The organism is Ralstonia soli (assembly GCF_023955655.1).
GTDB classification, from domain to species: Bacteria; Pseudomonadota; Gammaproteobacteria; order Burkholderiales; family Burkholderiaceae; genus Ralstonia; species Ralstonia soli.
Genome location: NZ_JAMXHT010000008.1, coordinates 310099 through 335899, shown reverse-complemented (window position 1 = coordinate 335899; position 25801 = coordinate 310099). Strand labels below are relative to the sequence as shown.

23 protein-coding genes, 1 tRNA gene and 1 riboswitch are annotated in these 25801 nt (G+C 66.2%); of the genes, 16 read left to right on the top strand and 8 right to left on the bottom strand.

Going from position 1 to position 25801, the window contains the following annotated elements:
- Nucleotides 1-82: 82 nt before the first annotated feature.
- From rsmB to NG900_RS22370, 10 genes are all read left to right on the top strand, one after another.
- Nucleotides 83-1426 (top strand): 16S rRNA (cytosine(967)-C(5))-methyltransferase RsmB, encoded by a 1344-nt coding sequence (rsmB, locus tag NG900_RS22415; RefSeq protein WP_252683867.1) that lies wholly within the window; start codon nucleotides 83-85, stop codon nucleotides 1424-1426.
- Between the two features lie 13 nt (nucleotides 1427-1439).
- A complete protein-coding gene (locus NG900_RS22410; protein WP_252683865.1) occupies nucleotides 1440-2204 on the top strand; it encodes a DUF4390 domain-containing protein in 765 nt (254 codons plus the stop codon).
- Nucleotides 2201-4678: a sensor histidine kinase gene (locus NG900_RS22405; RefSeq protein ID WP_252683863.1), complete on the top strand. Its 2478-nt coding sequence runs from the start codon at nucleotides 2201-2203 to the stop codon at nucleotides 4676-4678. The genes NG900_RS22410 and NG900_RS22405 overlap by 4 nt, the downstream gene beginning before the upstream one ends.
- Nucleotides 4679-4714: 36 nt before the next feature.
- The gene (locus NG900_RS22400) at nucleotides 4715-5422 is read left to right on the top strand and encodes a response regulator (protein ID WP_252683861.1); all 708 of its coding nucleotides are present in this window, start codon (nucleotides 4715-4717) and stop codon (nucleotides 5420-5422) included.
- 67 nt (nucleotides 5423-5489) lie between these two features.
- Nucleotides 5490-5565 (top strand) — tRNA-Phe (locus tag NG900_RS22395).
- A 286-nt stretch (nucleotides 5566-5851) separates the two neighbouring features.
- Complete coding sequence (locus NG900_RS22390) at nucleotides 5852-6154, top strand: hypothetical protein (protein WP_252683859.1); 303 nt, start codon at nucleotides 5852-5854, stop codon at nucleotides 6152-6154.
- Between the two features lie 178 nt (nucleotides 6155-6332).
- Nucleotides 6333-7253 (top strand): MurR/RpiR family transcriptional regulator, encoded by a 921-nt coding sequence (locus NG900_RS22385; RefSeq protein ID WP_252683857.1) that lies wholly within the window; start codon nucleotides 6333-6335, stop codon nucleotides 7251-7253.
- A gap of 2 nt (nucleotides 7254-7255) precedes the next feature.
- Nucleotides 7256-8608 (top strand): aspartate aminotransferase family protein, encoded by a 1353-nt coding sequence (locus NG900_RS22380; protein ID WP_252683855.1) that lies wholly within the window; start codon nucleotides 7256-7258, stop codon nucleotides 8606-8608.
- Nucleotides 8605-9441, top strand: a complete 837-nt coding sequence (locus tag NG900_RS22375; protein ID WP_252683853.1) for a beta-keto acid cleavage family enzyme — start codon at nucleotides 8605-8607, stop codon at nucleotides 9439-9441. Before NG900_RS22380 ends, NG900_RS22375 begins: the two co-directional genes overlap by 4 nt.
- Nucleotides 9442-9537: 96 nt before the next feature.
- The gene (locus NG900_RS22370; protein ID WP_252683852.1) at nucleotides 9538-10434 is read left to right on the top strand and encodes a glutamate/aspartate ABC transporter substrate-binding protein; all 897 of its coding nucleotides are present in this window, start codon (nucleotides 9538-9540) and stop codon (nucleotides 10432-10434) included.
- A gap of 15 nt (nucleotides 10435-10449) precedes the next feature.
- Here the strand turns inward: NG900_RS22370 and NG900_RS22365 are convergent, their stop codons facing one another.
- The 4 genes from NG900_RS22365 to NG900_RS22350 form a co-directional block, all read right to left on the bottom strand.
- Entirely contained in the window at nucleotides 10450-11682 is a 1233-nt protein-coding gene (locus NG900_RS22365) for a multifunctional CCA addition/repair protein (protein WP_252683899.1), read from the bottom strand.
- Nucleotides 11683-11732: 50 nt separating this feature from the next.
- Nucleotides 11733-12434, bottom strand: a complete 702-nt coding sequence (locus NG900_RS22360; protein WP_252683850.1) for a glutathione S-transferase family protein — start codon at nucleotides 12432-12434, stop codon at nucleotides 11733-11735.
- A 222-nt stretch (nucleotides 12435-12656) separates the two neighbouring features.
- Nucleotides 12657-13661 carry a complex I NDUFA9 subunit family protein gene (locus NG900_RS22355; RefSeq protein ID WP_252683848.1) on the bottom strand — a complete coding sequence of 335 codons (1005 nt, stop codon included), beginning with the start codon at nucleotides 13659-13661 and terminating at the stop codon, nucleotides 12657-12659.
- A gap of 207 nt (nucleotides 13662-13868) precedes the next feature.
- The gene (locus NG900_RS22350) at nucleotides 13869-15830 is read right to left on the bottom strand and encodes a lytic transglycosylase domain-containing protein (protein ID WP_252683846.1); all 1962 of its coding nucleotides are present in this window, start codon (nucleotides 15828-15830) and stop codon (nucleotides 13869-13871) included.
- A 42-nt stretch (nucleotides 15831-15872) separates the two neighbouring features.
- Here NG900_RS22350 and NG900_RS22345 point away from each other — a divergent pair, with 42 nt between their 5' ends.
- The gene (locus tag NG900_RS22345; RefSeq protein ID WP_252683844.1) at nucleotides 15873-16478 is read left to right on the top strand and encodes a 5-formyltetrahydrofolate cyclo-ligase; all 606 of its coding nucleotides are present in this window, start codon (nucleotides 15873-15875) and stop codon (nucleotides 16476-16478) included.
- 19 nt (nucleotides 16479-16497) lie between these two features.
- Nucleotides 16498-17109 (top strand): pyridoxamine 5'-phosphate oxidase family protein, encoded by a 612-nt coding sequence (locus tag NG900_RS22340; protein ID WP_252683842.1) that lies wholly within the window; start codon nucleotides 16498-16500, stop codon nucleotides 17107-17109.
- 4 nt (nucleotides 17110-17113) lie between these two features.
- Here NG900_RS22340 and NG900_RS22335 read toward each other — a convergent pair whose 3' ends face one another.
- The 4 genes from NG900_RS22335 to ahcY are packed head-to-tail and all read right to left on the bottom strand — an operon-like array spanning nucleotide 17114 to nucleotide 20264.
- Nucleotides 17114-17587, bottom strand: a complete 474-nt coding sequence (locus NG900_RS22335) for a TfoX/Sxy family protein (RefSeq protein WP_252683840.1) — start codon at nucleotides 17585-17587, stop codon at nucleotides 17114-17116.
- 12 nt (nucleotides 17588-17599) lie between these two features.
- Nucleotides 17600-18430: a methylenetetrahydrofolate reductase [NAD(P)H] gene (gene metF, locus NG900_RS22330; RefSeq protein WP_252683839.1), complete on the bottom strand. Its 831-nt coding sequence runs from the start codon at nucleotides 18428-18430 to the stop codon at nucleotides 17600-17602.
- A gap of 10 nt (nucleotides 18431-18440) precedes the next feature.
- Nucleotides 18441-18785, bottom strand: coding sequence for a phage holin family protein (locus tag NG900_RS22325; protein WP_252683837.1), 345 nt, complete (start codon nucleotides 18783-18785; stop codon nucleotides 18441-18443).
- Nucleotides 18786-18839: 54 nt separating this feature from the next.
- Nucleotides 18840-20264, bottom strand: a complete 1425-nt coding sequence (ahcY, locus tag NG900_RS22320; protein ID WP_252683835.1) for an adenosylhomocysteinase — start codon at nucleotides 20262-20264, stop codon at nucleotides 18840-18842.
- A gap of 109 nt (nucleotides 20265-20373) precedes the next feature.
- Nucleotides 20374-20447: riboswitch (S-adenosyl-L-homocysteine riboswitch) on the bottom strand.
- 234 nt (nucleotides 20448-20681) lie between these two features.
- Between ahcY and NG900_RS22315 the strand changes: the two genes are divergently transcribed.
- The 4 genes from NG900_RS22315 (at nucleotide 20682) to thiD (ending at nucleotide 25794) form a co-directional block, all read left to right on the top strand.
- On the top strand, nucleotides 20682-22136 hold the full coding sequence (locus tag NG900_RS22315; protein ID WP_252683833.1) for an alkaline phosphatase: 1455 nt from the start codon (nucleotides 20682-20684) through the stop codon (nucleotides 22134-22136).
- 16 nt (nucleotides 22137-22152) lie between these two features.
- Complete coding sequence (locus NG900_RS22310) at nucleotides 22153-23559, top strand: alkaline phosphatase (RefSeq protein ID WP_252683831.1); 1407 nt, start codon at nucleotides 22153-22155, stop codon at nucleotides 23557-23559.
- Between the two features lie 74 nt (nucleotides 23560-23633).
- A complete protein-coding gene (locus NG900_RS22305) occupies nucleotides 23634-24329 on the top strand; it encodes a hypothetical protein (RefSeq protein WP_252683829.1) in 696 nt (231 codons plus the stop codon).
- Nucleotides 24330-24882: 553 nt separating this feature from the next.
- Nucleotides 24883-25794: a bifunctional hydroxymethylpyrimidine kinase/phosphomethylpyrimidine kinase gene (thiD, locus tag NG900_RS22300; RefSeq protein WP_252683827.1), complete on the top strand. Its 912-nt coding sequence runs from the start codon at nucleotides 24883-24885 to the stop codon at nucleotides 25792-25794.
- The last annotated feature ends 7 nt before the right edge of the window (nucleotides 25795-25801 follow it).

The window sequence follows — 25801 nt, the reverse complement described above, 5'->3', positions numbered from 1 at the left end:
TTCTGCAGTCCGCACGAGCCCGCCCATCGCGGGCTCGTTGCATTTGTGTTGCCCCATTTTCCCCGCCTGACTTTTCACGCCGATGCGTCTGCCGTCCGACTCCCTTGCCCATGCCTTGTCGCTTGCTGCAATTGCGCTGGGCAAGCTGCGGCAGGGCACGGCATTACCGCAGGCCATCGACGCCGTCTGTCAGGGCGAGACCGGTCCAATGCGCCCCCAGGTGCGCGGCGCAGTGCAGGATCTCGCCTACCGCGCCACGCGCTGGCTCGGCAGCACCGACTGGCTGATCCGCACGCTGATCCCGCGCCCGCCCGCCGAAGCCAGCGCCAACCTGCTGCGCGTGGCGCTGGCGCAATTGCTCGATGATCCGCCGCCGTACGCGCCATTCACCGTGGTCGACCAGACTGTGCGTGCGGCCTCGGCCGACCCGAAGCTCGCGCACGGCAAAGGCATGATCAACGGCGTGCTGCGACGCTTCCTGCGCGAGCAGAGCGAGCTCACCGCCGCCATGCAGGCGGACCCGGTGGCGGCCACCAATTATCCGAAGTGGTGGATCGATGCCGTGCGCAGCGCGTATCCCGCGACGTGGCAAGCCATCCTGGCCGCCGGCAACCGCCGCCCGCCGATGGTGCTGCGTGTGAATCCGCGCCGCATTGCCGTCGACGCCTACCTCGCACGCCTGGCTGAATCCGGTATCGATGCCGAGCGCATTGGCGAACAAGCCGTGCGGCTCGCACGCGCTGTCCCCGTCGCCGAATTGCCCGGTTTTGCCGAGGGCGACGTCTCTGTGCAGGACGCCGGTGCGCAACTGGCTGCAACGCTGCTCGACGTCGCCCCCGGCCAGCGCGTGCTCGACGCCTGCGCCGCCCCCGGCGGCAAGACCGGCCACCTGTTGGAGCTGGCCGACGACCTGGACGTGACGGCGCTTGAATCCGACGCCGCACGCGCCGTGCGTATCAACGAAAACCTCGCGCGCCTGAACCAGACCGCCACCGTTTGCGTGGGCGATGCGGCCAAGCCCGACACCTGGTGGGACGGCCGCCCGTTCGACCGTATCCTGGCCGACGTGCCGTGCTCGGCTGCTGGCATCGTGCGGCGCCATCCGGACATCCGCTGGCTGCGGCGCCCAGCCGATCTCAAGGCGCTGGCCGCCCTGCAGCGCGACATCGTGCGCGCGCTGTGGGCATGCCTCGCGCCTGGTGGCAAGCTGGTTTATGTCACGTGTTCGATTTTTCCGACGGAGGGCGTTGAGCAGGCCCGATGGTTTGAACGCCATCTGGAAGATGCGATACGATTGCACGCGCCTGGCCAGTTGTTGCCCGTCGCGCCCGAGGCGGCGCCGACTGGCGGCTTCGTCCCAGGCGTCTCGCCCTTACCGCTCGACCACGACGGCTTCTTTTACGCGGTGTTCCAGAAACGGCCTTGATGCGACGACCGTTGTGACTGCCTTCCTCCGCCCATCGCTCCAGCTGCTGCCCGCCCGATTCCGGCAGATGCTGCATCGGCTAAGCGCACTCTGCGTACTGGGCATGTTGTGCCTGCTGTGGCCGACGCTGCCATCCGCCCAGACCATCGAAATCAATCGTGCCCAGCTCGAATACGCCGACGGCGGCTGGAACCTCTCTGCCGATTTCGATTTCGACCTGCCCGGCAACCTGGAAGACGCGGTCAACAAGGGCATCCCACTCTATTTTCTTGTCGAGTTCGAGCTCATCCGCCCGCGCTGGTACTGGTTCGATGACCACGCGGTGAGCGCCACGCGCGTGGTGCGGCTGTCGTACCACCCGCTCACGCGCCAGTACCGCGTGTCGACCGGCGGCCTGCAGGTGCCGTTCTCGCGCCTGAAAGACGCCGTCGACTTCATGCAGCACGTGCGCGGCTGGCGTGTGTTCGAGCAGCGCGCCGTCAAAGCCGGCGAGACCGTGCAGGCCGAAGTGCGGATGCGCCTGGACGTGACGCAGTTGCCCAAGCCGTTCCAGATCAACGCCGTCAATACGCGCGACTGGAACCTCAGCTCCGACTGGAAGCGCTTCAACCTGGCGGTGCCGAACGAACCACTGCCGGCACCGGCTCCGGCCGCTCCCCCAGCCAGCACACCGGTCTCGCCGCCGGCCTCCCAGGCTTCGGGCCTGTCGCCCAATTCGGGCTGGGGCATGAGCGCCGGCCCCTCCAGCGCAGGTTCGCTGCTGGCGCCCGCCAAATGATCTTCGATCGCAGCTACAAGCGGCTGCTCTATCAGGTGGTCGCTGGGACCATCGTTTTCCTGGCGATCGTGCTCGTGGGCCTGCTGGCCGCGGCATCGGCCAATACCGAATTCTTCGACCGGTATTTCACGCTCCTCTACAAGGTCAACCTCGTCATCGGGGTGCTGCTGGTGATGATCATCGGCGGCCTGATGCTGGCGCTGGCGTTGCGCGCGCGGCGCGGCAAGTTCGGCACGCGCCTGATGACCAAGCTGGCGGTGTTCTTCGGCGTGGTGGGCGTGCTGCCGGGGGTGCTGATCTACCTCGTGTCGCTGCAGTTCGTGTCGCGCAGTATCGAATCGTGGTTCGACGTGAAGGTGGAATCGGCGCTGGAAGCCGGTCTGAACCTGGGCCGCTCCACCATGGACACCGCGCTGGCCGACCTGCAGAACAAGGGCCGCCTGATCGCCGAGCAGGTGGGCGATGGCTCGGCCTCGGCCACGACCATCACACTCAACCGACTGCGCGAGCAATTTGGCGTGCAAGAGGCCACCATCTTCACCGCCAACGGGCGCGTGGTCGCCACGGCGTCGAGTACCTACGACACGCTGGTCCCGAACCTGCCCGACCAGGCCGTACTCGAGCAGGCGCGTGCGCCCGGCGGCTACGCGAGCGTAGAAGGCGGCAGCGACTACGAAGGCAGCAGCGACACCGGTACCGCCCTCAGCACCGCACCCAGCAGCGGCCCTGCCTCCACCCCGCACGCCAACCCACGCCGCAATGATCTGTACCAGTTGCGTGTGGTAGTCGCGCTGGGCACCACTGCGCGCGAAGAATCGGGCCTGCGGCTCGGCACGTCGGGGCGCAAGTGGGCCGGCACCGGGCTGCTCGATCGCCAGTCGGATGAAGGCGCCAGCTCACGCGGCTTCGGCCTGACGGGCGAGACGGGCCGCGAAGAACGCTTCCTGCAGTTGGTGCAGCCCGTCCCGCAGGCCCTCGCCCGTAACGCAGATGCTGTGCAACGCGCTTATCAGGAGTACCAGGAAAAGGCGCTGGGCCGCACGGGTTTGCGCAAGATGTATATCGGCACGCTCACGCTCACGCTGTTCCTGGCGGTGTTCATCGCGGTGATGCTCGCGCTGCTGCTGGGCGCACAGCTGGCACGACCGCTGCTAATGCTGCTCCAGGGCACGCGTGAAGTGGCCGAAGGCGACCTCTCGCCCAAGCGTGAACTGCATACGCGTGACGAACTGGGCCTGCTCACGCAGCAGTTCAACCAGATGACACGCCAGCTGGCCGACGCGCGCCGCGCCGTGGAGCAGAACCGCGCGGCGCTCGAGCAATCGAAGGCCTATCTTGAGAGCGTGCTGACCAACCTGACCGCAGGCGTCTTCGTGTTCGACCATCGCTTCGTGCTGTTGACCGCCAACCCGGGTGCCGAGCGCATCTTCAAACAGCCCTTCGGCGCATGGGTCGGCCAGGGGCTCGTCAGCATTGCGCCGCTGGCCGCCTTTGCGCCGGTCGTCGAGCAGGCCTTTGCCGAACACGACGTGAGCGCAGCCGCTGGCGGGGCTGCAAACCATTGGCAGAAGCAGGTCGAGATTCCGCTCGAAGACGAAGATGAACCGCTCACGCTGCTGGTGCGCGGCACGCGCCTGCCGGGGCCTTCGGTGGGCGCGCACGGCACCGAGCGCGGCTACGTGGTGGTGTTCGACGATATTTCCGACGTGATCTCCGCGCAGCGCTCCGTGGCGTGGGGCGAGGTTGCGCGACGCCTGGCGCACGAGATCAAGAACCCGCTCACGCCCATCCAGCTCTCGGCCGAGCGCCTGGAGATGAAGCTCTCGCCCAAGCTGTCGGAGGGCGACGCCGAGGTGCTCCGCCGCGGCGCCACCACCATCGTCAACCAGGTCGCCGCCATGAAGCGCATGGTTGACGACTTCCGTGATTACGCCCGCACGCCGCCGGCCATGCTGCAGGATCTGGACCTCAACGCGCTCGCCGCCGAGGTGCTGCACCTGTACGGCATCGATCACCCCGACCGCGACGAGCACCCCGTCATCAAGGCCAAGCTGGGCACTGGGCTGCCCCCCATCAAGGGCGATCCGACACAGTTGCGCCAGGTCATCCACAACCTGCTGCAGAACGCGCAAGATGCGGTCGCCGAGAACGAAAGCGCCGGGCGAGCCGCTCCACATGTCATGTTGCAAACTGACACGGTAGAATACGACGACGCCTCGGGCGCGCGGCGGCAAGCCGTGCGGCTTGCGATCGCGGACAACGGCAGCGGGTTCTCGTCCCGCATCCTCAACCGCGCCTTCGAGCCGTACGTCACGACCAAAGCCAAAGGCACAGGATTGGGCTTGGCCATGGTGAAGAAAATCATGGACGAGCACGGGGCGCGCATCGAATTGCGCAACCGCCAATCTGGCACACCATCGGGCACCGAAACCACCGGCGCCCAGGTTTCCATCCTGTTCGTAAAACTCGCGTAGCTTGGTGGGCAATCCCGCCGCACATAGAGGAAAAGCATGGCCACCATCCTCGTTGTCGACGACGAAATGGGTATCCGGGAGTTGCTCTCCGAAATTCTCGGAGACGAAGGGCACGTTGTCGAAGTCGCCGAAAACGCGCAGCGCGCGCGTGACTACCGCGCGAACGCAACGCCCGACCTCGTCCTGCTCGATATCTGGATGCCGGACACCGACGGCGTGACACTGCTCAAGGAGTGGGCCTCGCAAGGTCTGCTGACCATGCCGGTCATCATGATGTCGGGCCACGCCACCATCGACACCGCCGTCGAGGCGACCAAGATCGGTGCGCTGAATTTCCTGGAAAAGCCGATCGCGCTGCAAAAGCTGCTGACAGCGGTGGAGCAGGGCCTGTCGCGCAGCAAGGAAAAACCGCGCGCGTCCGCACCGGCGTCCGCACCGGCAACCGGCCTTGCAGGTGCCGCGCCGAATGCAGCAGCAGGTGCGCCCGCACTCGATCGCGGCGATCTCAATGGCGTGCCGGCCCGTGCTGCAGAAGGCGGCGGCATGCAGTTCTCGTTCGACATGCCGCTGCGCGAAGCCCGCGACCTGTTCGAGCGCGCCTACTTTGAATACCACCTGCAGCGCGAGGGCGGCAGCATGACCCGTGTGGCCGAAAAAACCGGCCTGGAGCGAACGCATCTGTATCGCAAGCTCAAGCAGTTGGGCGTGGAGTTGTCGCGCAACAAGGCCGAACCCGCCGCCTGATCATCAAAGTTCACAGGAGTGCTTGACGGCAGGGGGGAAACACTGCCATACTTGCATTTCTTTGCTTGGCCCGGTAGCTCAGTTGGTAGAGCAGCGGATTGAAAATCCGCGTGTCGGTGGTTCGATTCCGCCCCAGGCCACCAAAATTCTTCGCTCCGCAATCTCCAACGATTTTGCAGAGCAACAAAAAAGACCTCCTCGCGAGGTCTTTTTTCATTTCTGCGCACCCTGTTGCGCGCGCCCGCCATCGCTCCTTTGCCGCACCAGCCGCCGATCTGCGGCGCAGTGTCGCAGTCACAAAAAATATACCGAGTCCTATTGACGCAGCGCAGCTTAGGGTATACCTAGCGGCGCAAACTGCGCCAAACTGTCGCAGGTCTCGGTATAGTGACTCAACGCTATCAAGCGGCAAGCACAAGGAGAGACTCCATGGCATTCGTCGGCACCGGACACCACTTCCATTTCCACGCTTTCGACGGCATCAGCCGCAAGACGCGGTTGACGTGGTTGCGCAATGCCGCGGCGCTGACGTGCTTGATGGCGCTCGTCGCGGCCATGTGGGTGGGCGGCAATCTGTCGGCCCTGATGCATACGCCGCTCATGAGCGGGGTGTCGTCGCTAAGCGCGGTGATGATTCTGGCGTGCACCTGCATGGCGCTGAGCCTGCTGGGCCTGATTGGCGCCGGGTTCTTCCAGTTCCGCATGGAACAGCTGGACGCGCCGGCAACCTGAGAAGCCAGCATCACACCCGACAACGGAGGCTTCGGCCTCCGTTTTTGTTTGTCCGACACGGCCGCACACCCTTGGGATGCGGCCGTTTTGCTGCGCGCCGATCCAGGTGAATCCCGATATTGACTCAACTGTTTCATTGTCGTAGTTTACGAAACAGTTGAATCAATACGGTCACCTCATGACGTTCGATGGGCTCATGCAGACGCTGCGCGACCGCGCCAGCGACCTGTCACCGCAACTGCAGCGCGCCGCGATGTTGCTGGAAACGCACCAGCACGATATCGCCCTGCTTTCCATGCGCGACTTGGCGCGCCGCTGCGATCTGGCGCCAGCCACTTTCTCCCGCCTGGCACGGGCGCTCGGCTTTGACGACTTTGCCGCGCTGCGCGACATCTGCGTGAACCACCTGCGCCAGCAAGCCGATGGCTTTGCCGGCCGCGCCAGCGCGCTGCAGGGCGACGATGCGGCCGGGGCCTCCGACGCCGAGCGCATCGGCATGGCCATCGGCGCGCATGTGCAATCGGCGTTTTCGCCGGCCAACCTGGTGGCGCTCGAGACCGTGGCGGCCGCCTTGTGCAAGGCGCGCCGCGTCTATCTGCTCGGCGCGCGCAGCTGCCTCGCGCTCACGCATGCATTCGGCTATGCCGCGCAACTGTTCGACGACAAGGTCACGCTGTGCTCGGGCACCGGCAACACGCTGGCCGACCCGCTGCGCTTCTGTGGCGCAGACGACATCGTCATCGCCGTCACGTTCGATCCGTACACGCGCGAAGTCATCGAGGCCATGCAGTACGCGCACACGCGCGGCGCGCGCCTCGTCTATGTAACCGACAGCGCCATCGCCCCCGGTGCCGAGCTGGCGTGGCAGCGGCTCGTCGCGCCGGTGGCGATCCCCTCGTTCTTCCATTCGCTGGCCGCGCCGCTGGCGCTGCTCGATGCGTTGCTGATGACGTGGTTCCGCCACGCCGGCCCCACCGCGCTCGCACACTTGGCCGACAGCGACGCCCAACTCAAGCAACAACACGCCTACGTGCGCAGCGCCCGCCGCAGTGAAGCGGCGGTTGCGGTGCCGCCAGCCCAACGCCAATCCTCCGACTGACCATGACACCGTCCACTACCCACGTCTTCCACCGCGACCCTCGCAAGACGCTGCCCACCGCCGTCGGCGGCGAGGGCATGACGCTCATCGACTCCGATGGCAAACGCTATCTCGACGCCTGCGGGGGCGCCGCCGTCTCGTGCCTCGGCCATGGTCATCCGCGCGTGGTCGAGGCCATCTGCAAACAGGTACGCGCGCTCGCCTATGCGCACACGTCGTTCTTCACGACCGACGTGGCAGAGGAACTCGCCGCGCGCCTCGTCGACGCCGCGCCGGGTGATCTCAATCACGTGTACTTCGTCTCCGGCGGCTCGGAAGCCATCGAGGCCGCGCTGAAGCTCGCACGCCAGTACTTCGTCGAGATCGGCCAGCCGCAACGCCAGTACTTCATCGCGCGTCGCCAGAGCTATCACGGCAACACGCTCGGCGCGTTGGCGATTGGCGGCAACGCATGGCGGCGCGAGCCGTTCCTGCCGCTGCTCGTGCCGGCGCACCATGTGTCGCCGTGCTATGCGTATCGCGAGCGCCTCGATGGCGAGAGCGACGCGCACTATGTGCAGCGCCTGGCCGACGAGTTGGACGCGAAGATCGTCGAACTCGGCGCAGACAACGTCGCCGCCTTCGTGGCCGAGACGGTGGTCGGGGCCACGGCCGGCGCAGTGCCGCCGGTGGGCGACTACTTCCGCAAGATCCGCGCGGTGTGCGATCGCCACGGCGTGCTGCTGCTGCTCGATGAGGTGATGTCCGGCATGGGCCGCACCGGCTATCTGTTTGCCTGCGAGGAAGACGGCGTGGTGCCGGACATGGTCGCCATCGCCAAGGGCCTGGGCGGCGGATATCAGCCGATCGGCGCAACGCTGGTGAACCGGCGCATCTACGACGCCATCACGCGCGGCAGCGGCTTCTTCCAGCATGGCCACACCTACATCGGCCATGCCACGGCGTGCGCGGCGGCGCTGGAAGTGCAGAAGGTGATTGCGGAAGAGAACCTGCTCGCCAACGTGCAGGCGCGCGGCGAGCAATTGCGCGCGGCGCTGCGTGCACGCTTTGCCGACCACGCCCACGTGGGCGACGTGCGCGGCCGCGGGCTGTTCGTCGGCGTGGAGCTGGTGGCCGATCGCGCTACCAAGGCGCCGTTGTCGCCCGCACGCAAGACGCACGCGCGCGTGAAGGCCGAGGCCATGCAGCGCGGCCTGATGGTCTACCCGATGGGCGGCACGATCGACGGCCAGCGCGGCGACCACATCCTCCTGGCCCCCCCGTTCATCGCCGCCGCGCAGGACATCGACGCCATCGTTGAGCGCCTGGGCGATGCCGTGGACGCTGCCACCGCCAATGCGCTGGAGGCTGCGTGAGCCACCACCCCATCGCCATCGCCGTCGCGCCAAATGGCGCGCGCAAGACGCACGTCGATCATCCGGCGCTGCCGATCACGCCCGACGAACTGGCTGCCTGCGCGCGCCAGTGCGTGGATGCCGGCGCCGCAATGCTGCATCTGCATGTGCGCCGCCCCGACGGCACGCACAGCCTGGAGCCCGACGACTACCGCCCGGCCATCGCCGCCGTGCAGCAGGCCGTGGGCGATGCGCTGGTGATTCAGATCACCACCGAAGCTGTCGGCATCTATACGCCCGCCCAGCAGATGGCCTCGGTGCGCACCCTGCAGCCCGAGGCGATTTCCGCCGCACTGCGCGAACTGGTGCCCGACGCAGCGCACGAGGCCGAAGCAGCACGCTTCTTTGCAGAGCTGGCCGCCGCGCGCACGGCCATCCAGTACATCCTCTATTCCGCCGACGACGTGGTGCGCTACCGCGACCTGCGTGCGCGCGGCGTGCTGCCAGACACCCCGCACTGGGTGCTGTTCGTGCTCGGCCGCTACAGCGCGGGTCAGCGCTCCGATCCGTCGGATCTGCTGCCGTTCCTGCAGGCGTGGGCCGACGGTGGCGAGCTGACTGCCAACGTGCCGTGGGCGATGTGCGCGTTCGGCCCGCGTGAAGCCGAATGCGCGCTCACCGCGGCGCTGCTCGGCGGCCATGCGCGCCTGGGCTTCGAAAACAACATGGCGCTGCCCGACGGCACGACTGCGCCCGACAACGCGGCACTCGTTACCAACCTGCGCCGGCATCTCGACGCACTGCACCTGCCGCTGGCCAGCGCTGCCGAGTTGCGCAGCTGGTTCGGCCGCTAGCGCCACCGGGCAACCGCGTAACAGACCTCACTCGAAGACATCCCCGAGACGGCGTGACACGTATCACGCCGCGCCACACAACCATTGGAGGACACCATGCGTTTTACCCTTCGCTGCATCCCGCTGGCACTGGCCGGCCTGCTTGCCGCCACCGCGCACGCCCAAGCGCTCGACGGCACGCTCAAGAAGATCCAGGACAGCAACACGATCCTCATTGGCGTGCGCGAGTCGTCGATCCCGTTTTCGTACCGCGACAGCAAGAACCAGATCATCGGCTTCTCGGCTGACCTGTGCGCGCGCGTGATCGACGCGGTGAAGAAGAAGACGGGCAAGCCCAACCTGCAGATTCAGCAGATTCCGGTGACGTCGCAAAACCGGACGTCGCTGGTGCAGAACGGTTCGGTGGACCTGGAATGCGGCGTGACCACGCATTTGAAATCGCGTGAGCAGCAGACGGCGTTCTCGACCACGTTCTTCATCGCCGGCACGCGTCTGCTGACCAATGTGAAATCGGGCGTGAAGGATTTCCCCGATCTGGCGGGCAAGTCCGTCATCACCAACGCGGGCACCACGTCGGAGCGCATCCTGCGCAAGATGAACGACGAGAAGAAGATGAACATGAACGTGATCAGCGGCAAGGATTACGGCGAGTCGTTCCTCACGCTGCAAAGCGGCCGCGTGGCGGCGTTCATGATGGACGATGTGCTGCTAGCCGGCGCGCGCACCCTTGCGCAGAAGCCCGACGACTGGGTCGTGACAGGCACGCCGCAGTCGTTTGAAGCGTACGGCTTCATGCTGCGCAAAGATGACCCGCAGTTCAAGAAGCTGGTCGACGACACCATGGTGGGCGTGATGAAGAGCGGCGAGATCAAGGCGCTCTACGCCAAGTGGTTCGAGAAACCCGTGCCGCCCAAGAACCTGAATTTCAACTTCCCGATGAACGATCAGTTGAAGGCGCTGTACGCCAACCCGAACGACACGCCGTTCGAGTAAGCCGCCCAGGCCGGCTCATACGCCGGCTTGCGCGACGGCCTCGATGCGCGCCTGGTGGACCGCCTGCTTGATATGCGCGGGGTGGTCGGCATGGCGTTTGGCGACGGCGCCTGCATCGATGGAGGACGCTGCCTGCAGCGCGTGCAGCAGGCGTTCCGCCTGGGGATAGCTGCGGTCTTCAAACCCGAGGCGGCCACGGGCATCCGCTTCGCAGGCCTGCAGCACCTGACGGAAACGATCGGGCTTGCGCAGTGCATCGCAGCGCTCCAGCAGCCGAACGAGCGCTGCCGCATCAAAGCCATCGCAACGGTGGATGTTGCCGTGCTCGCGCGCGACCACGAGCGCCAGTTCGCGGCACTCGGTCGGCACGCGCAGACGCTGGCAGACCACTTCGATCATCGGTACGCTGCGCCCTTCGTGGCCGATGTGGCGCGGCAGGATATCTTCAGGCGTGGTGCCCTTGCCGAGGTCGTGCACCAGAGCGGAGAAACGCACCGGCAGTGTCGTCCCCATGGCAGCAGCCGTTTCGATGACCATCATGGTGTGCACGCCGGTATCGACTTCCGGGTGGTAGTCGGCGCGTTGCGGCACGCCCCACAGCCGGTCGAGTTCGGGCAACAGGCGCACCAGCGCGCCGCAGTCGCGCAGCACGGCAAACATGCGCTGCGGGTGCGCCTCCATCAGCCCGCGTGCGATTTCCTGCCACACGCGCTCGGGCACCAGCGCATCCACCTCGCCGGCCTGCACCATGCGCTGCATCAGCGCGTTGGTTTCGGGCGCGACATGAAAATCGGCAAAACGCGCGGCAAACCGTGCGAGGCGCAGGATGCGCACCGGGTCCTCCACAAACGCATCCGACACATGCCGGAACGTGCGCGCCGCTACGTCGGCCTGCCCGCCATAGGGGTCGATGACGGGGCCGACCAGCGCACCGTCTTCGGCCACGCGCTGCGCCATCGCGTTGACGGTCAGGTCGCGACGGATGAGGTCGTCTTCGAGCGTGACGTCGGGCGCGTAGTAGACTGAGAAGCCCTTGTAGCCGGCCGCCGTCTTGCGCTCGGTGCGCGCAAGCGCGTACTCGGCATGAGTGACCGGATGCAGGAAGACGGGGAAGTCTTTGCCGACGGCGCGAAAGCCGCGCGCCTCCATGCCCTCCGGCGTGGCGCCAACGACAACGTAATCCCGGTCCTGCACCGGCAACCCGAGCAGCGCATCACGAATGGCGCCGCCCACGGCATACACATCCAGCCCGTGCGTGGCTGGATCAACGATGGCTTCCGCTTCTGTTGCGCGTTCCGTCATTGATTGGCAGCGTGGTTGGCAACAACAAGCGTTTCTTCGTCCAGTGCAGTGCGGTAGGGCTCGTCGTCGGCGAGGAAGTCATGCTCGGCGCGTGCACCGTCGATCCATTCCTGCATGGCGGGCAGGTTAAGGATGGTGTCGGCATAGGCCTTGGCCGCTTCGGGCAGGCGCACGCCGTAGGTGGCGAAGCGGCTGACCACCGGCGCGTAGAACGCATCCGCCACCGTGAAGTGGCCGAACAGGAACGGACCTTGTGATGCGTATTTCTGGCGCAGTTCGGTCCACATCGTGGCAATGCGGTCGATGTCGCGCTGCACGGCCACATTCCAGCCCATGCCGGGCAGCACGGCCGTGACGTTCATCGGCATGTTGTTGCGCAGGTTGGTGAAGCCGGAGTGCATCTCCGCGCAGATCGAGCGGGCGTGCGCGCGGGCCTTCGGATCAGCCGGCCACAGCTGCGCGCGTGGAAAGCGCTCGGCCAGCGTCTCGCAGATGGCGAGCGAATCCCACACGTTCATGTCGCCGTCGACCAGCACGGGCACGCGGCCGGCCGGCGAATGGCGTGCCACGTCGGCGGCAAAGGTCTCGCTCAGCAGGCGCACGCGGATCTCCTCGAACGGAATGCCGGCCTGCTTGGCGAGCAGCCACGGGCGTAGCGACCACGACGAATAGTTCTTGTTGCCGATGACCAGTTTCATGATGCCTGTCCTTGGAGAGTGCACAGCTCGTGTTGTGAGGGGCTCGCCGGCTGGATATCGCAGCGCCCCGGATGCTCTAGTTCTTGATGATGGCAAAAGGCTGCGGCGCAAGGCGAACGAACCATTCTAGCCTTGCGCTGCACCGCCACAAAATGAAACGGATTGGCCACCGTTGTGAAGGGCATTCACAACCGGGCCCGCAACTTCGGTGCCTGTTACCTGCTACCGATGCGCGCGGGCGCGAGCGTTGCGCAGTGCGGAGTTCGGCCCGAAACCGGCAAGCGCGGGCAGCATCACCGCTTCCATGCCGAGCGGGTGAATGCCCAGTTCCGGCGCCACCGGCTCGGCGCTGACGTTATCCACGCGCATGGAGTCGAGGTTGTCGCGCGAAATGGGCGCACCCGGCAGATGCTCGAACAGCGCCGCCTGCATGCGGCCCAAACCCTCGGGCAGCGGCACGATCCAGCGCGGGTGGCCGCTGGCGCGCCCCGCAAAGCGCATGAGTTCGGCCAGCGTGTAGATACGCGGCCCTACCAACGGATACGCGTGCCGCACGGTGGCCGGGTTGTCGAGCGCGTTGACGAAGGCGGCGGCCACGTCGTCCACATACACGGGCTGGAAGCGAGCCTCGGCACAGGCCAGTGGCACGAAGGGGGCCACGCGCTGCATGCGGGCGAACAGGTTCAGGAAATGATCCTGCGGCCCGAACACCACGGACGGCCGGAACACCGTCCAGTCCAGCTCGCTGCTCATGACCACGCGCTCGCCGTCGCCCTTGCTGCGCTGGTACATCGATGGGCCGGCCGGATCGGCGCCCAGCGCGCTCATATGCAGCAGCCGCTTCACGCCGTGGCGGCGGCAGGCATCGACGATGCGGCGCGGCAGATCGACATGCACGCGCTGGAAGTTCGGGCCATATGGCATCTCGCGCGCATCCTGCAGCGTACCGACCAGGTTGATGACGGCGCAGTGCTCACCGCCGCGCTCGGTCAGCGCCAGGAACAATGCATCGAGGGCATCGTCGGCGTAGATATCGGCGTCCATCACATCCACGCGCGGCAGCAGCGTGAGGTTGTGCGCACGGGCGGATTCGGCATCGCGCGTGGGCACGATCACACGGCCTTCGGGCATGCCGGGTGCGGCAAAGGTCTCTGTCACCAGCCGCGAGAGCAACTGCGTGCCGACAAAACCGGTACCGCCGAAAACGAGCAGGTTGGAGGTGTGCATGGTGGCATCTCCAGAACGGGGAGGAGAGAGGCGAGTGGCGCCTCACCACAATAGGCCCGGAACGCCATCGCCCCCAAGGTGCGCGCACGTGGCGTGCTGCCGGTGTGTCGAAGCCCGCACTGTTGTGATCCAGCAGGCGCATGCCGCAATGAAAAACGCCCGCGTCGCAGCGGGCGTTTCGTGTGAAGCGGATGACGGCCGCGTCGCTTACGGCAGATCATCCGGCGTGACGGATTCCGGCACCACCTTGCCCAGGCGATCCTTCAGCGACTGCGGCCGGCCGGTCAGCAGCGCGCTGTAGTACGTCGCGTTCGACAGCACGTTCTTCACATACGTGCGCGTCTCGTTGAACGGAATCGTCTCGGCGAAGATCGCGCCCTCCACCGGACGCGTGAGCGTCGAGCGCCAGCGCTTCGGACGGCCCGGGCCCGCGTTATAGCCCGCGGTGGCCAGCGTCATCGAGCTGTCCAGGTTGGTCAGGATCATCGACAGGTAGGCCGTACCGAGCAGCACGTTGGTATCGATATCGCTCATCTGCGAAACACGGAACCCCGGCAGGCCGATCTTCTTGGCGATGTGCTTGGCGGTTTCCGGCATCACCTGCATCAAACCCGAAGCGCCCACCGACGAACGCGCATCCATGATGAAGCGCGACTCCTGGCGGATCAGGCCGTACGTCCAGGCCACATCCAGCCCCACGGCGTCGGCGTTGCGCTGGACCACGTTCAGATACGGCGTCGGGAAGCGCAGCGAGAAGTCATGTTCGGTCCTGGTCTTGTCGGCCGAGTTGACGGTGCGGTCGAGCAGGCCGAGCTTGCGGCCGTATTCCGCCGCTGCCAGCAGCTCGCGGTCGCTCATGTCACGCAGCTCCCAGTTCCACTCGCGGTTGCCTTCAAAGCGCAGGTTCAGGTCGTACAGTTTCTTGGCGCGCGCGAAGCCCGGGTGGTTGCGGCCGATGGGGTCGATCTCGGCGTCGGCCACGGTCGTGCGCGGCGGCACGGTGATGCGCTGGCCGAGCTCTTCCTGCGCGAGCTGGCCATAGAAGTTGAACTGCCCGGCGATGGACTGGAACTGCTTGTTGGCGTCATCGTTGCGGCCATCTGCCTTGAGTGCGCGGGCGTACCAGTACGTCCAGGCCGGATCGCGGCTGCGCAGCGTCGGGCGCATGGCGTCGATGGCCTGGCGCACCATCTTCCAGTCACCGGCGCGCAGGGCCGTGCGCACACGCCATTCCTGCGATTCGTCCGACAGCCACGCATCGCCGCCCAGCTTCATCTGACGGCGGTAGGCGTCCAGCGCATCGGGCGTCTGCTTCTTGGCCGCGTACTGACCAATCACGCCCCAGCCCGCGCCTTGCTCTTCGCGCGAGAGGCTGCCGCTTTGCGACAGCAGGTAGGCCGTCGCCTGCGACGGATCATTGCGCGCCATGCGGGTCACGTTGGCCAGCGTGTCGTTGTCCACGCGGTCACCATCGGGCAGCACCGCAGCAATGCGCGAGGCCTGCGTGACGAGGTTCTGCTCCAGCGACAGCCGCGCCGCAAAAGCGACGTCCGCACGCGTGAACTGGTTCGATTGCGCCAGATAGCCGATCAGGTCGACGCAGCCTTCGCCATAACCCTTGGGGTCGGACAACGTATTACGCGCATCGGCGGCCACGTTCTGCCCCTTCATCGCGCGCGAGAGCAGGGCGTAGCACTCGACCTGCGTATCGTCCTTCAGCACGAAATTCGGGTACTCGGCATCGAAGGTCGCCCAGTCACGCTTCTTGCCGAGCACGAGCAGCCAGTCGTTGCGCAAACGGTCGGCAATCGCCTCGCCCTTGTAGCGCTGCAGGAACGTGCGGATCTCATCTTCCGGCGCATCGACGCGGGCATAGCCGCTGGCGTCGAACAGCTGCGGCTTGATGCGGAAATACTGCACGTACGACTGAATGGGGTAGTCGGACAGGCTGTCGGCCAGCTCCCAGCTGCGCGCGACATCGTTGCGGCGGGCGGCGTTGCGCAACTCGACGAATGCATCGTCCGGATTGGCCGGAATGCCTTGCGGCGCCTGGCGCTTGGCGGCCACCGCCATCGAAATGGGACTCAGCGGGCCCACCACACTCACGCCGACCACACCCGCAAAAGCCAGTGCGGCCGCGCGATATACTGCCTTGCCCTTCAATGCCATCTCCTACCCCATCCAATCACTGTTAGGTCCGTCGATTATCCCATGCCAGCCTTAGGGAACCCGCACGATCCGGCCAATTCCACCACCCCGATCGAGTCCCGCCGCACGCTGCGCACGATGCTGCTCGATGCGCGCGCCGCGCTGCCTGAGCGCATCGCGCACGACGCCGCGCTGGCGCATCACCTCGCTGACCTGCTGAGCACGCTGCCCGTCCAACGTCTGGCCGCCTACTGGCCAACGCAGGGCGAGTTCGATGCGTTGACCGTGCTGGGCCACTGGCTGACGGCCGATGCCGCGCGCCATGCGCTGCTGCCCGTGGTGACAGACAAGTTTTCGCCGCTGCAGTTTCGGCGCTGGACGCCCGATTGTGAAATGACGCCGGGCGCGTACAACATCCCCATCCCCCGCTCGGGCGAGAGCGAAACGCCCGATGTCTTGCTGATCCCGTGCGTGGGCTTCGATGCGCAGCGCTACCGCATCGGCTACGGCGGCGGTTTCTACGACCGCACGCTTGCTGCGCTGCATGCCGCCGGCCACCGTCCGCGCACCATCGGCATCGCGTACGAGGTGAACCGGGTGGAATCCATCGCGCCGCAACCGCACGATATCGCGCTCGACTGCATCGTCACCGAGCGCGGCGTATTTTGAATCGCCCCAAGGAATGCGCATGCCCCACACGCTGAAGACCGTTGCCGACCTCGAAGCCATCTATGGCGCCCCGAACCCGCGCTCGCTGCTCAAGGAGATCGACCACCTGAACGCGGACTACCGCGCGTTCGTGGAGGCCTCGCCGTTCATCGTGCTGTCGTCGGTGGGTGCGGGTGGCACGGATGCCTCGCCCAAGGGCGACGCCCCGGGCTTCGTGCGCATCGTCGACGAACGCACGCTGGCGATTCCCGACCGCCCGGGCAACAACCGCATCGACAATCTGCGCAACATCATTGAAGACGGACGCGTGTCGGTGCTCTTCATCGTGCCGGGCGCGGGCGAAACGCTGCGCGTGAACGGCACGGCCACCATCTCGGCCGACCCGGCACTGCTCGCTTCGTTTGCCGTGCAGGACAAGCTCCCGCGCAGCGTGATCCTCGTGCAGGTGCAATCGGTGTACTTCCACTGCTCGAAGGCGCTGGTGCGCTCGAAGCTGTGGGAGCGCGCGCAGGAGCCAAAGCCCGCACTGCCGACCGCAGGCAGGATCCTGCAGCGCATCAGCGGCGGCGCATTCGATGGGGAAGCCTACGACCGTGAATTGCCCGAACGGCTGAAGACGACGCTGTACTGAGCGTTCAGCGCTTGGCCGTCTTCTTGGTGGCGGTGGTCTTTGCAGTGACTGTCTTGGCGGCGGCCTTCTTGGTCGCCGTTGTCTTTGGTGCCTTCTTTGCCGCGGTGCGCCTGGGCTTGGCCGCCTTGGCATTCGCCTCGCGCAGCGCGGCCTCGATCGCCAGCCGTGCCCAGTCACGCAATGGCTGGCCACCGTCGAGCGCCTCGGCCGGCGTACTCAGGTAGCCCGTCATGCTGATCGTGCGGCCGTTGCGCTCGTAGCTGAACGGCACCGACTTTTCTGCGAGGAAGCGCGCGCGTGTGAGGTCATCCACACGTAGGTACGACGTGCCGCGAATCACCAGCGCAAAGACGATGTCGTCGTAATACAGCGCCGCGCCGCTGAACATCCTCCGCGCGCGGATCTCGCCGATCTGCGCGGCAAGCGGCCGGAGCTCATCCAGCAGCCAGGCGATCAGCGGATCCGGCGCCGCGGCCACGTCGTTACCCGGTTACAAGCCCAGGCGCTGCCAGATGGCGCGCGTGGCGCCGGCCGCGTTGAGCGTGTAGAAGTGCAGCCCCGGCGCGCCGCCTTGCAGCAGGCGGTCGCACATGGCCGTCACCACATCCAGGCCGAAGGCGCGGATGGATTCGCGGTCGTCGCCAAAGCTTTCCAGTCGCTTGGCAATCCAGCGCGGCACTTCGGCGCCGCACATCTCGGAGAAGCGCATCAGCTGCGACGAATTCGTGATCGGCATGATGCCGGGCACGATGGGCACTTCCACGCCAAGCTTGCGTGCATCGTCAACGAACTGGAAGTACGCATCCGCGTTGAAGAAATACTGCGTGATGGCGGAGTCGGCACCGGCCTTCACCTTGCGGGCGAAGTTCTCCAGATCGTGCTTGGGCGAGCGTGCCTGCGGGTGGTATTCCGGGTACGCCGCCACCTCGATGTGGAAGGCCTCGCCGGTTTCCTGGCGGATGAACTCGACCAGCTCGTTGGCGAAGCGGAATTCACCGATCTCGCCCATGCCCGAGGGCATGTCGCCGCGCAGCGCGACGATGCGGCGGATGCCGTTCTCGCGGTACGTGTTGAGGATGGCGCGGATGCTCTCGCGCGACGAGCCCACGCACGACAGGTGCGGCGCGGCCTCGATGCCTTCGCGCTGGATCTCCACCACGGCGTCGAGCGTGCCTTGTTGCGTGGTGCCGCCCGCGCCGAAAGTCACGGAGATGAAGCGCGGCTTGAGCGGCGAGAGCTGCGCACGCGTGTTGCGCAGCTTCTCGGCGCCTTCCGCCGTCTTGGGCGGGAAGAATTCAAAACTGAATTGACGGTCTTGCATGACAGAAACCTTAAGCCTCGCGCAGCAGCAGGCTCGAGAGCAGCCACGAGATCACGCTGTACAGGATGGAACCCAACAGCGCCGCGCCAAAGCTGGCCACCTGGAAGCCCGCCAGCAGGTTGCCGACGAACAGGAACAGCAGCGCGTTGATGATGAAGATGAACAGCCCGAGCGTGAGCAGCGTCACCGGCAAGGTGAGGATGACCAGGATCGGACGGATCAGCGTATTCACGAGACCCAGCACCAGCGCCGCGATCAGCGCGGAGCCGAAGCCATTCACGTGGATGCCTTGGAGCAGATAGGCGACAAGCAACAACGCCAGCGCGTTGATGACCCAGACAGCGAGCAGTCTCATGGGGGAGTCCTCGAGTTGAGTGCCGGCGGCAGAGATGCCGCCGGCGGGTACGGCTTAGTAGCGGTAGTGGTCAGCCTTGTACGGGCCTTGCTTGCTTACGCCAATGTAGGCCGCTTGCTGATCGGTCAGCTCGGTCAGCTGCGCATTCAGCTTCTTCAGCTGCAGGCGGGCGACCTTCTCGTCCAGGTGCTTGGGCAGCGTGTACACGCCCACCGGGTACTTGTTCGAGCCCTTCTGCGCTTCGGTCCACAGCTCGATCTGCGCGATGGTCTGGTTGGCGAACGAGCTGCTCATCACGTACGACGGGTGGCCCGTGGCGCAGCCCAGGTTCACCAGGCGGCCCTTGGCCAGGATGATGATCTTCTTGCCGTCGGGGAAGATCACGTGATCAACCTGCGGCTTGATCTCTTCCCACTGGTACTTCTCGACCGAGGCGATGTCGATCTCGTTGTCGAAGTGGCCGATGTTGCAGACGATGGCCTGATCCTTCATCTTGGCCATGTGGTCGTGCGTGATGACGTGGTAGTTGCCCGTGCAGGTGACGAAGATGTCGCCGTGCTCGGCGGCGTAGTCCATGGTGACCACGCGGTAGCCTTCCATCGCCGCTTGCAGCGCGCAGATCGGGTCGATTTCCGTCACCCACACTTGCGCGGACAGCGCGCGCAGTGCCTGGGCCGAACCCTTGCCCACGTCACCGTAGCCGGCCACGATCGCCACCTTGCCAGCGATCATCACGTCGGTCGCGCGCTTGATGCCGTCGACCAGCGATTCACGGCAGCCGTACAGGTTGTCGAACTTGCTCTTGGTGACCGAGTCGTTCACGTTGATGGCCGGGAAGCGCAGTTCGCCGCGCTGGGCCATCTGGTACAGGCGGTGCACGCCCGTGGTGGTTTCTTCCGTCACGCCCTTGATCGCGTCGAGGTTGCGGCTGTAGAAGGTCGCGTCCTTGGCGAGCTTTTCCTTGATGGCGGCAAACAGGAAGGTCTCTTCTTCGCTGCCCGGCTTGCTAATGACGGAGGCGTCCTTTTCCGCCTTGGCGCCCAGGTGCAGCAGCAGCGTCGCGTCGCCGCCGTCGTCCAGGATCATGTTCGGCGTGCCGCCGTCGGCCCATTCGAAGATGCGGTGGGTGAAGTCCCAGTATTCCTTGAGCGACTCGCCCTTGAACGCGAACACCGGCGTGCCCGATGCGGCAATCGCGGCGGCAGCGTGGTCCTGCGTCGAGAAGATGTTGCACGAGGCCCAGCGCACGTCGGCGCCGAGCGCCTTGAGCGTCTCGATCAGCACGGCGGTCTGGATGGTCATGTGCAGCGAACCGGCAATGCGCGCGCCCTTGAGCGGCTGGCTGGCAGCAAACTCCTCGCGGATGGCCATCAGGCCGGGCATTTCCGTCTCGGCGATGGCGATTTCCTTGCGGCCCCAGTCGGCCAGCTTGATGTCGGCGACGAGGTAATCGTTCTTGAGGTCGGTCACAGCGTTCATTGGATCACTCCGAAAATTGGGGTGACTGCACGCTGGGGAGGCAACCGCTGAGACAGGGCCCATTGCACTGGACCCCGGATAGATGCGTTCTCGCCATCGTGTAGCCACGATACTGCGAGCGCCGTTTGAACTTCCGAGCCTGGCGGTGGGACTGAGCCGACCGTTGCAACGCTCCTCGGAATGGGCTGGATTGTAGCGGATTCGGGCGGGCGCAACCATGTCGGGGGCGTCACATGCGGCCCTTTTGCCGCCTACGCGCTTGCCCTGGCGAGCAAATCCCCGTAGTCGACCATACGGCGCACTGTCAATGCACCGTCACATTCGAACCTTTCGATCCGGTTAGGAAGTGCTGCCCCCGCATCACACCCCTGCCACACGCCACCACCAAAGTGCCGGGCATCGTTCAGGGAGCCAACGATGCACAACCACACACTCACGAAATACGCCGCCGCCGCGGCCGCCGCGCTGGCCATGGCCGCCTGCGGCAGCGACGGCACATCCACCACCGGCAACGCCACGCCGGATGCCGGCACGCCCACCACCCCGACCAAGAACGTCGTGTTCTTCCTCGGTGACGGCATGGGCCTGACCACCATGACCGCCGCGCGCATCTACAAGGTGGGCGAAGACGGCGAGCTGACCATGGACACGCTGCCGGAAACCGGCTTCGTGCGTACGTATTCGAACAACGCGCAGGTCACCGACTCCGCGCCGTCGATGTCCGCCTACATGACCGGCGTGAAGATGAACAACGAAGTCATCTCCATGTCGGCCGACACCATGGCCTATGACGCGGGCGGCAAGGATTACCTCTCCGGCGCCGACAGCACCTGCCCGAGCGGCAACGGCAAGCCCGTCACCACGCTGCTCGAACTGATGAAGGCAGCCGGCTACGGCACGGGCGTGGTCACCACCACGCGCATCACGCACGCCACGCCGGCGGCCACGTACGCGCACATCTGCCACCGCGACGGCGAGAACACCATCGCCGCGCAACTCACGCCGGCCGGCAAGGGCTTCAACGCCGCACTCGGCGACGGTGTGGACGTGGTCTTCGGCGGCGGCCGCAAGCACTTCCAGCCGACCACCGCTGGCGGCGCGCGCACCGACGGCCGCGACCTGATCGCCGAATTCAAGGCCGGCGGCTACCGCTACGCCAGCAACAAGGCCGAGTTCGACACGCTGGCCGCCACCGACAACAAGGTCGTGGGCCTGTTCACCAGCAGCCACATGTCGTACGACCTGGACCGTGACCCGAGCAAGGAACCGAGCCTGGGCGAGATGACCAACAAGGCCATCGACGTGCTCGCCGCCAAGAAGAAGGGCTTCTTCCTGATGGTGGAAGGCGGCCGCATCGACCACGCGCTGCACGAAACCACCGCCCGCAAGGCATTGCAGGACACCGTGGCATTCGACTCCGCCATTCGCGGTGCGATCGACAAGCTCAACACGATCGACCCGGGCCTGAAGAACACGCTGATCGTCGTCACGGCCGACCACGACCACACGCTGGTGCTCAACGGCTACGCCAAGCGCACGGGCCCGACCAGCGATGCCAACCCCGGCGTGCTGGGCCTGCTCAAGAGCTACGTGAACGGCGCCAACGCCACCGACACCGGCGGCAACCCGTTCACCATCATCGGCTTCGGCACGGGTGAAAACCGCCCCGCCACGCGCGGCGCACTGACGGACGCCGCCGTGTACGACAAGACGTATCACCAGGAAGCCGCAATCCCGGTCGCACCGGGCGGCGAAACGCACGGTGGCACCGATGTCTTCATCGGCGCGCGCGGCCTGGGCGCCGAGCGCTTTACCGGCACGATGGACAACACCGAGGTCTTCGGCCTCATCAAGCAGGCCGTGGGCCTGTAAGAGGGAGAGGGCAAACATGAACACGCAATCGAATCGCATCCCGAATCGCATCCTTCAGGCCACCGTGCTGGCGCTGGCCGCCGGTGCCTGGGCCCAAGCGCACGCCGCCGGCGAAGCCAAGAACGTGATCTTCTTCCTGGGCGACGGCATGGGCCCGACCACCGTCACCGCCACGCGCATCTACAAGGTGGGCGAAGCCGGCCGCCTGACGATGGAAACGCTCAGGCGCACGGCGCGCATCAAGACGTACTCCAACGATGCGCAGACCACCGACAGCGCCCCGTCGATGTCGGCCTACATGACCGGCGTGAAGATGAACAACGAAGTCATCTCCATGTCGCAGGACACCAAGGCCAGCGACAGCGCCGGCAAGGGCTACGTGACGGGATCCGACAGCACGTGCCCGGCCAACAACGGCACGCCGGCCGCCACGCTGCTGGAGCTGGCGAAGGCCGCCGGCAAATCAGTGGGCGCCGTCACCACGACGCGCATCACGCACGCCACGCCCGCTGCCACGTATTCGCACATCTGCCACCGCGACGGCGAGAACCAGATCGCCGCGCAGGGCGCACCGGGCAACACGCTGTACAACGCCGCCCTGAAGGACGGCGTGGACGTGCTGCTCGGCGGCGGCCGCCGCCACTACCTGCCGCAGGGCACCACCGGCAGCAAGCGCACCGACACCACCGATCTGATCGGCCAGTTCACCGCAGCCAACTACACGTATGTGTCGACCGGTACGCAACTCGCTGCCGTGGACCCGACGAACACCACCAAGCTGCTCGGCCTGTTCAACCTCGACCACATGAACTACGAGCTGGACCGCGTCAAGAAGAGCATCGACGAACCCAGCCTGGCCGACATGACCGAGAAGGCCATCCGCGTGCTGCAGAAGAACGGCAAGGGCTACTTCCTGATGGTGGAAGGCGGCCGCATCGACCACGCACTGCACGGCACCAACGCCAAGCGCGCGCTGGAAGATGCCGGTGCGTTTGACGAAGCCATCAAGCGCGCGTTGGGCACGGCGGACTTGTCGAACACGCTGATCGTCGTCACGGCCGACCACGACCACACGATGACGATCAACGGCTACGCCCACAAGGGCAACCCGATCCTGGGCCTCTCCACCGACATCAAGACCAAGCAGCCGCAACTGGCCGCTGATGGCCTGCCGTACACCACGCTCGTGTTCGGCAATGGCGGCGGCCCGCGCAAGGCCACGCGCGACAACCTCGCCGCAGTCGACACGGCAGCCGACGATTACTTGCAGGAAGTGGGCGTGCAGCTCGGCACGCCTGGTTCGGAAACGCACGGCGGCGGGGATGTGATGCTGTTCTCCTCTGGTCCGGGCAGCGCACCGCTGAAGGGCACGCTGGACAACACGAAAGTGTTCGGCGTGGTCAAGACGGCCATGGGCCTCTGATTCCGGCGTTTCCATTGACGCGCATGCCGAGACCATCGGCATGCGTTTTTTTCTGTTCGCTGCACCGAATTCGCATGACCCGATCTGTCCGTTTTCTCCTTTCGCTCGCGCTCGCCACACTCGCTGTCACCGCACAGGCTGCGAGCCCAGCCTCCTCGAATGCGCTGACCGCACTGCGCGTCGAACACCAGATGTCGTCACTCGGCACCGACGGCATCCAGCGTGACGTGCGCTTTGCCGAACGCGTCTACCGCCAGGGCGACCGCGTGTGGATTGCCCGTGAACTGCCGCCCGAGTCTGCCCACGCTGAGCACGACCACACCAACGCCCACGCCGGCCACAAACACGCCGATACCGACACCGCCCCGCGCTGGATCGAACGCGACGCCAAGGGCGCGTTGACCGTGCGCGTGGTCAGCGTTTTGCAGCAGAAGAACTACGCCGTGGAGCCCGCCGAGTATTCCAACATCGGCTTCGACGGCTCGTGGGCGACGGCGTACCACCTGCTCGACCCGGCCGCGCTCAAAGGCATGCGCCCCCAGGGCCCCGTGCGCAACGGCGTGCAGACCTACAAGGCGAAGCAGGGCGAGCGCACCGTCACGGTCGACTGGGACGTGGCCGGCCAATACCCGCGCCGCGTGGAATCGCGCAATGCCAGCGGCAGCCAGCGCAAGCTCACGCGCGTGACGGCCTTGCCCGCGCCGGCCACGGCACCGTGGGTGCGCGCCCAGGGCTACGCCGCTGCGGACTACACGGACTTGATGGATTGAACGCGGTCCCACAGTGCCCGCACACGGGGCGCTGCGAGCCGGCGGTCATGCTCTGCGCCCCGCCACCGATGCTCCAAGTCCCACTACGGACTCTCTGTGCCCCGCCACTGGCTCAGGCAGTCTCCCCGCTGGCTCTTCGGGTCCCACCACCGGCTCTCTGAGTCCCACCACTGGCTCTCTGCGTCCCACCGCTGGCTCTCTGCGTCCCACCGCTGGCTCTTCGGGTCCCACTGCTGGTTCGCTGAGACTCGACACTGGCTCGTCAAGACGCGACGCTCGCGCTCCGAGAGCAGAAGCTGGTACGCAAAGAGCCGGGCACTGGCACTTTGCAACGCAACATGGGCGCGCCACACGGTGGAGCTGGCTCTCCGAGACCCAACGCTGGCACGTTGAGAGCCGAGGCTGGTTCTCAGAGCGTCGGCGCTGCCGCTCTGAGCCTCGCCCATGGCTGCCGGAGCCTCCTCCGAGGGACTCCATGCCTCGTGCGCCCGCCCGGCCGCGATAGCGCTATAGTGCAAGCAACCCCCAACGCCGCTCGCACACGTACCCCGCCATGACGATCACCGACCCGACCCTCGCTGCGTTTGCCGCCCCTGCCTCGCACGTGCCGCGCGTGCTTACCATCGCCGGTTCGGACAGCGGCGGCGGGGCGGGCATCCAGGCCGACCTGAAGACGTTTGCCGCGCTCGGCTGCTACGGCATGTCGGCCATCACGGCCATCACCGCGCAGAACACGCTGGGCGTGACGGCGGTGGAAGCGCTCACGCCGGACATCGTTGCCGCGCAGATCGACGCCGTGGCAAGCGACATCGGTGTCGATGCCGCCAAGACCGGCATGCTCGGCACGCCGCAGGTAGTGGAGGCCATTCTCTCCGCGCTGGACCGCCACCCCATCGCCAACCTCGTCGTCGACCCGGTCATGGTCAGCACCAGCGGCGCGCAGCTCGGCAGCGATGCCACGGCGCAGGCCATGGCGAAGTGGCTGTTCCCCCGCGCGCTGATCATCACGCCCAACCTGCCGGAGGCGAGCGCGTTGCTCGGCCGCACCGTGCGCACGGCTGACGACATGCTGCCCGCCGCGCGCGACCTGCTCGCGCTGGGCCCGCGTGCCGTGCTGCTCAAGGGCGGCCATCTGGCCGATGCCGCCACGGCGGGGGAAGACGGCGTGCTGCAGGATGTGCTCGTCACCGCCGACGGCACCGAACGCGTCTACGCCCACACCTACATCGACACGCCGCACACGCACGGCACCGGCTGCACGCTGTCGGCCGCGATTGCCGCGCACCTCGCGCGCGGCGACACGCTGGAAGCGGCCATCGAGGCTTCGCTCGATTTTCTGCTGCACGCCATCGGCGCCGGCCGCCACCTGGCGCTCGGGCGCGGGGCCGGCCCGCTCAACCACGGCTTTGCACCGCGCCCGCTGGCCGCACCGCGCGCGCTGGAAGTGGACGTCGACGAGGATTGAACCCAAG

Bases quoted from the DNA above. Each gene is read 5' to 3' on its own strand.
- NG900_RS22405 (WP_252683863.1), top strand. From the start codon at position 2,201: ATGATCTTCGATCGCAGCTACAAGCGGCTGCTCTATCAGGTGGTCGCT.
- NG900_RS22390 (WP_252683859.1), top strand. From the start codon at position 5,852: ATGGCATTCGTCGGCACCGGACACCACTTCCATTTCCACGCTTTCGAC.
- NG900_RS22385 (WP_252683857.1), top strand. From the start codon at position 6,333: ATGACGTTCGATGGGCTCATGCAGACGCTGCGCGACCGCGCCAGCGAC.
- NG900_RS22340 (WP_252683842.1), top strand. From the start codon at position 16,498: ATGCCCCACACGCTGAAGACCGTTGCCGACCTCGAAGCCATCTATGGC.
- rsmB (WP_252683867.1), top strand. From the start codon at position 83: ATGCGTCTGCCGTCCGACTCCCTTGCCCATGCCTTGTCGCTTGCTGCA.
- NG900_RS22315 (WP_252683833.1), top strand. From the start codon at position 20,682: ATGCACAACCACACACTCACGAAATACGCCGCCGCCGCGGCCGCCGCG.
- NG900_RS22370 (WP_252683852.1), top strand. From the start codon at position 9,538: ATGCGTTTTACCCTTCGCTGCATCCCGCTGGCACTGGCCGGCCTGCTT.
- NG900_RS22350 (WP_252683846.1), bottom strand. From the start codon at position 15,830: ATGGCATTGAAGGGCAAGGCAGTATATCGCGCGGCCGCACTGGCTTTT.
- metF (WP_252683839.1), bottom strand. From the start codon at position 18,430: ATGCAAGACCGTCAATTCAGTTTTGAATTCTTCCCGCCCAAGACGGCG.
- NG900_RS22310 (WP_252683831.1), top strand. From the start codon at position 22,153: ATGAACACGCAATCGAATCGCATCCCGAATCGCATCCTTCAGGCCACC.
- ahcY (WP_252683835.1), bottom strand. From the start codon at position 20,264: ATGAACGCTGTGACCGACCTCAAGAACGATTACCTCGTCGCCGACATC.
- NG900_RS22380 (WP_252683855.1), top strand. From the start codon at position 7,256: ATGACACCGTCCACTACCCACGTCTTCCACCGCGACCCTCGCAAGACG.
- NG900_RS22360 (WP_252683850.1), bottom strand. From the start codon at position 12,434: ATGAAACTGGTCATCGGCAACAAGAACTATTCGTCGTGGTCGCTACGC.
- NG900_RS22355 (WP_252683848.1), bottom strand. From the start codon at position 13,661: ATGCACACCTCCAACCTGCTCGTTTTCGGCGGTACCGGTTTTGTCGGC.
- NG900_RS22345 (WP_252683844.1), top strand. From the start codon at position 15,873: ATGCCAGCCTTAGGGAACCCGCACGATCCGGCCAATTCCACCACCCCG.
- NG900_RS22305 (WP_252683829.1), top strand. From the start codon at position 23,634: ATGACCCGATCTGTCCGTTTTCTCCTTTCGCTCGCGCTCGCCACACTC.
- thiD (WP_252683827.1), top strand. From the start codon at position 24,883: ATGACGATCACCGACCCGACCCTCGCTGCGTTTGCCGCCCCTGCCTCG.
- NG900_RS22400 (WP_252683861.1), top strand. From the start codon at position 4,715: ATGGCCACCATCCTCGTTGTCGACGACGAAATGGGTATCCGGGAGTTG.
- NG900_RS22325 (WP_252683837.1), bottom strand. From the start codon at position 18,785: ATGAGACTGCTCGCTGTCTGGGTCATCAACGCGCTGGCGTTGTTGCTT.